The 4,894-nt window shown below is 73.6% G+C and carries 3 protein-coding genes; 1 reads left to right on the top strand and 2 read right to left on the bottom strand.

All coding sequences use genetic code 11. The features are described from left to right. Positions 1-23: 23 nt before the first annotated feature. Together SPI96_RS05095 and SPI96_RS05090 are read right to left on the bottom strand one after the other, a co-directional pair. A complete protein-coding gene (locus tag SPI96_RS05095) occupies positions 24-1,802 on the bottom strand; it encodes a bifunctional 3'-5' exonuclease/DNA polymerase (RefSeq protein ID WP_321081282.1) in 1,779 nt (592 codons plus the stop codon). Between the two features lie 74 nt (positions 1,803-1,876). Next, positions 1,877-3,124 carry a dicarboxylate/amino acid:cation symporter gene (locus SPI96_RS05090; RefSeq protein ID WP_321081281.1) on the bottom strand — a complete coding sequence of 416 codons (1,248 nt, stop codon included), beginning with the start codon at positions 3,122-3,124 and terminating at the stop codon, positions 1,877-1,879. A gap of 211 nt (positions 3,125-3,335) precedes the next feature. Between SPI96_RS05090 and SPI96_RS05085 the strand changes: the two genes are divergently transcribed. Further along, on the top strand, positions 3,336-4,829 hold the full coding sequence (locus SPI96_RS05085; protein WP_321081280.1) for a sugar porter family MFS transporter: 1,494 nt from the start codon (positions 3,336-3,338) through the stop codon (positions 4,827-4,829). Positions 4,830-4,894 lie beyond the last annotated feature (65 nt).

Below are 4,894 nucleotides of genomic sequence, written 5' to 3'. Positions count from 1 at the left end.
CGGGCCACCGGCCCGCCGCCGGCTCACTTCGCCTCAGCGTAGGACTCCACCTGCGCCACTGTGAGCGGGAACCCCACCGGGGCGTCCCCGAACAGCAACCGCCCGGCCTCGCCCGCCGCGTCCCTCACGATCCGCTCCACGGCTGCGGCCTCCGCCGCCGGGCCGTGCAGCACCACCTCGTCGTGCACGAAGAACACGAGCACGGTGGACAGACCCGCCGCACGCAGCCGCCGGCGGATCGAGCCCATCCAGCACAGCGCCCACTCCGCGGCCGTGCCCTGCACCACGAAGTTCCGGGTGAACCGGCCCGCCGCCCTGCGCTGCGCCCCCGCCCGGGCCTCGGCCTCCGCGGTGGAACGGTCAGCCACCGCGTCCTGCCAGGCCTGCCCCGGCGGCGGGGACCAGCGCCCCAGCCAGGTGGAGACCTGACCGCCGGCCTCCCCGGTGGCGGCCGCCCGCTCCAGCAGCCCCAGCGCGGCGGGGTAGAGACGCCGTAGATGCGGCAGCAGGGCGGCCGAGTCCCCGGTCGTGGAGCCGTACATCGCGCCCAGCAGCGCCACTTTCGCCCGGGAACGGTCGTCGAGGGCGGTCCCGGCCGAACGCCCCTGCTCCGCCACGGTGCGGTAGAGGTCCTCGGTAGCGGCTGCGGCCGCCAGGGCAGTGTCCTGTGCCATCGCCGCGAGGATGCGCGGCTCCACCTGGGAGGCGTCGGCCACGGTGAGTAGAGCGCCGGGGTCGGCCCGGACGGCGTCGCGCACGGCCACCGGCACCTGCATGGCCCCGCCGCCGTGGGCGGCCCAGCGCCCGGTGACCACCCCGCCCACCAGATACGTCGGGTGGAACCGGCCCTCCCGCACCCAGGTGTCCAGCCAGTGCCAGCCGTTGGCCGTCCAGAGCCGCTGCAGCGCCTTGTACTCGAGTACCCCGGCGATCAGCGCGGCCCGGCGCTCGGCCTCTGCCCCGCCCCGTGCCGCCCAGGCCTGCAGCTCCCACTGGCGGGTGGAGTCCACCGTCACCCCGGCCCCGCGCAGCGCACGCAGCAGGTCCTTCTGCGAGTCCGGGTTCAGCCCGGGCGCACCGAGGTCCCGGCCCACCTGCTCGGCCACCTCCTGCAGCCGGGCCGGGCGGGCCCCCTCGGGCGGGCGCGGGCCCAGGCGCTCGGTCAGTAGAGCCTCGTGCACGTCCCGCCGCCACGGCAGGCCGGCGTGGCGCATCTGGGCGGCCACGAGCGCCCCCTGGGACTCCGCGGCCACCAGCAGACGCAGCCGGGCCGGGTGCCGGGAGCCGGCGACGGCGGCGTCCTGGGCCTGCAGTTCCCGCAGCAGGGTGAGGGCATCCGGGGTGGAGGGGCCGGCGTCGGGCAGGTCGAAGATCGCGTCCTGGTCCGGGCCTCGCCGGGCGGCCGGGTCCTCCACGGCCGGCTCGACGACGGGCAGGGGCACCACCGGCGTGTGCCGCACCCCGGAGTCTGGTGCCGTGGCGGCGGTGAGCAGCAGGCGCTGGGCGAGGGAGAGGTCGTGGAGCCGGTCCACCGTGACCCCGGCGCGCAGCCAGCCCTCGAGCTCGTCAGCGGCCGAGGCCAGCACCCAGCGGACGCTGCCAGGGGTGAGCCCCAGCCGCCCGGGCAGGGCGTCGACGAGCCCGGCCAGCTGTGCGTACGGGACCTGGGCCAGCGGAGTGCCGGGACCGGGCTCACCGGACGGCCCGGCATCACGAGCAGGCCCGGCCTCCGAGTCGGGCGCGGGCAGCGCCCACCAGGTGCCGGTGGGGCCGGTGGGGGAGGGGCCGAGGACGATGCGCATAGGGGTGGATGCGGGGCGGGGCCGGCACGGGAGGTGCTCCGTGCCGGCCCCGGGCGCGCGCTGGGATCAGGCGGTCAGCGGGTGGTGGCCGTCGTCGTCGGCTCGGCGTCCTCGCCGTCGTCGAGGCCGTCGAGGCGGTCGCCGGCCAGGCGGTCCACGACCATCGCGATCGCGGCGTCACCGGTGACGTTGGTGGCGGTGCCGATCGAGTCGATGGCGATGTAGGTGGCCACCATCAGCGCCAGCTGGGCCTCGTTGAAGCCGAGCATGGAGGCCAGCACGCCGGAGGCGGCCACGATCGCCCCACCGGGCACGCCCGGGGCGGCGACCATCGTGACGCCCAGCATGAAGATGAAGCCGATCATCAGGCCCAGGTCCACCTGGCCGCCGGAGAGGATGATCACGGCCACGGAGAACGCCACGATCTTCACCGTGGAACCGGTCAGGTGGATCGTGGCGCACAGCGGGATCACGAAGGAGGCAATCGGCCGGCGCACGCCCACGGTCAGGGCCTGGCGCAGGGTCACCGGAATGGTGGCCGCGGAGGAGGAAGTGCCCAGCGCGGTCGCGTAGGCGGGCATCATCGTCGCCAGCGCCCGGAACGGGTTGCGGCGGGCGACGACGCCGGCCACCACGAACTGGATGAGCAGCACCACCACGGTCAGCAGGAACACGACGAGGATCACGCCGAGGAAGGTCCCGATCACGTTGAACACCTCGCCGGCGGCGGTCATGCCGAGGAACACGCCGAAGATGTACACCGGCAGCAGCGGGACGATCACCGTGGTGACGACCCTCTCGATGATCGTCCGCAGCTCCACGAAACCGGTGTGCAGGGTGCCCTTGGGCATGAGGGTCATGCCCACGCCCAGCACGAAGGCCAGCAGCAGCGCCGTCATGACCTCGAAGGGCGGCGGCATCTCCACGGTGAAGAACGGGCCCAGCAGGGAGTCCTCCGGGTTGGACATGGCCTCGAGCGAGCCGGGCTGGAGGATCAGCGGGAACACCAGCATGGCCACCGCCAGCGCCAGGAACCCGCCGAACAGGGTGGAGCCGTAGGCGATGCCGCCGGTCAGGGCGAGCCACTTGCCGGCGCCGCGGCCGAGGTCGCCGATGGCCGGGGCCACGAGCGCGAGGATGAGCACGGGGACGATGAACCCGAGGAAGCCGCTGAACAAGGCGTTGACGGTGGCGAAGACGCGCACCATCGCATCGGGGGCCACCAGGCCCACGAGGACACCGAGGGCGATCGCCAGGAGAATGCGGGGGAGCAGGCCGAGGCGCGGGCGGCGGGCGCGCTCGACGGCGGGCGTGTGAGACATGCGCGAAAGCCTAGTGGGCCGTGAGGCGGCCCCGGCTCCGTGGTGCGTGTGCGACACCCCGCGCCGTCACTGAGGCGTCATCTTCCCGACACCGTTGTGACATGATCCGCTCGAGTTTGGACCGCAGCCGCCCCGGGCGTCACACTGTCCTGGACACCGCGCCCCGGCACCCGGGCCCCGCGGGCCCATCAAAGGAGAAGGGACAGTCCAGATGAGCGGACAACATGAGGGGACGGGTGTGACCACCCGGGGCGCCGAGCCGACCGCACAGCTGAACGCGCGCGTCATCGGCATCAGCATCGCCGCCGCACTCGGCGGCTTCCTGTTCGGCTTCGACACCGCCGTGATCAACGGTGCGGTGGACGCGCTCAAGGAGGGCTTCGCTCTCGGCCCGGGGCTCACCGGCTTCGCGGTGTCCTCCGCACTCATCGGCTGCGCCCTCGGCGCCTGGTTCGCCGGCCCCCTGGCCAACCGCCGCGGCCGTGTGCCCGTGATGGTGGTCGCCGCCGTCCTGTTCCTGGTCTCCGCGATCGGCTCGGGCCTGGCCTTCGGCATCGTGGACCTCATCGCCTGGCGCATGATCGGCGGCCTCGGCGTGGGTGCGGCCTCCGTGATCGCCCCCGCCTACATCGCGGAGGTCAGCCCCGCCTACGTGCGCGGCCGACTCGGCTCTCTGCAGCAGCTGGCCATCGTGCTCGGCATCTTCGCGGCCCTGCTCTCGGATGCGCTGTTCGCCAACCTCGCCGGCGGCTCGGCCGCCCCGTTCTGGTTCGGCCTGGAGGCCTGGCGGTGGATGTTCATGGCCGAGGCCCTCCCGGCCCTGATCTACGGCATCTTCGCGTTCGGCCTGCCCGAGTCTCCCCGCTTCCTGGTGGCCCGCGGCCGCGACGACGAGGCCGCCCGCGTGCTGCACGAGTTCACCGGCGTGGACCGCGTGAACCTCATGATCGAGGAGATCCGCCAGTCCCTGGTGTCCGAGCGCCGCGAGAGCCTCGCCGACCTCAAGGGCACCATGTTCGGCCTCAAGCCGATCGTGTGGACGGGCATCCTGCTCTCGGTCTTCCAGCAGGCCGTGGGCATCAACGTGATCTTCTACTACTCCACCACCCTGTGGCGGTCGGTCGGCTTCGGTGAGTCCGACGCCCTCACCGTCACCGTGATCACCTCCGTCACCAACATCGTGGTCACCCTGGTGGCCATCGCCCTCGTAGACAAGGTGGGTCGCCGCCCGATGCTGCTGGCCGGCTCGGCCGGCATGGCCCTCAGCCTGGCCGTGATGGCCGTGGCCTTCTCGACGGCGGTGCCCGTCGTCGCCGCGGACGGCACCTTCACGGTGTCCCTGGCGGCCCCGTGGTCCACCGTCGCCCTCGTGGCGGCCAACGCGTTCGTCGTGTTCTTCGGGGCCACCTGGGGCCCGCTCACCTGGGTGCTGCTCGGTGAGATGTTCCCCAACCGGATCCGTGCCGGCGCCCTCGCCGTCGCCGCCGCCGTGCAGTGGGTCGCCAACTTCGCGATCTCCACCACCTTCCCCGCGCTCGCGGACCTCGGCCTGACCTTCGCCTACGGCCTGTACGCGGCCATGGCGGTCCTCTCCGGCCTGTTCGTGCTCCGCTTCGTCCCCGAGACGAAGGGCCGGACCCTCGAGCAGATGAGCGACGTCGTCGAGCTGCCCCCGCGCCAGCGGCGCGTGCGCGGCGAGGTCTGACCCGCTCCCTCCCCGGCGGCGGGGTGCGCCCCGCGCACGCCCGGGCGCGCCCGCCGCCCCCCCGC

Origin of the sequence: Micrococcus sp. (assembly GCF_034179925.1) — a bacterium.
Taxonomy (GTDB): domain Bacteria; phylum Actinomycetota; class Actinomycetes; order Actinomycetales; family Micrococcaceae; genus Micrococcus.
This window is presented reverse-complemented; position numbering and strand designations above follow the sequence as displayed.

Excerpts from the sequence above, each read along its gene's own strand:
- SPI96_RS05095 (WP_321081282.1), bottom strand. The coding sequence starts at position 1,802 with ATGCGCATCGTCCTCGGCCCCTCCCCCACCGGCCCCACCGGCACCTGG.
- SPI96_RS05090 (WP_321081281.1), bottom strand. The coding sequence starts at position 3,124 with ATGTCTCACACGCCCGCCGTCGAGCGCGCCCGCCGCCCGCGCCTCGGC.
- SPI96_RS05085 (WP_321081280.1), top strand. The coding sequence starts at position 3,336 with ATGAGCGGACAACATGAGGGGACGGGTGTGACCACCCGGGGCGCCGAG.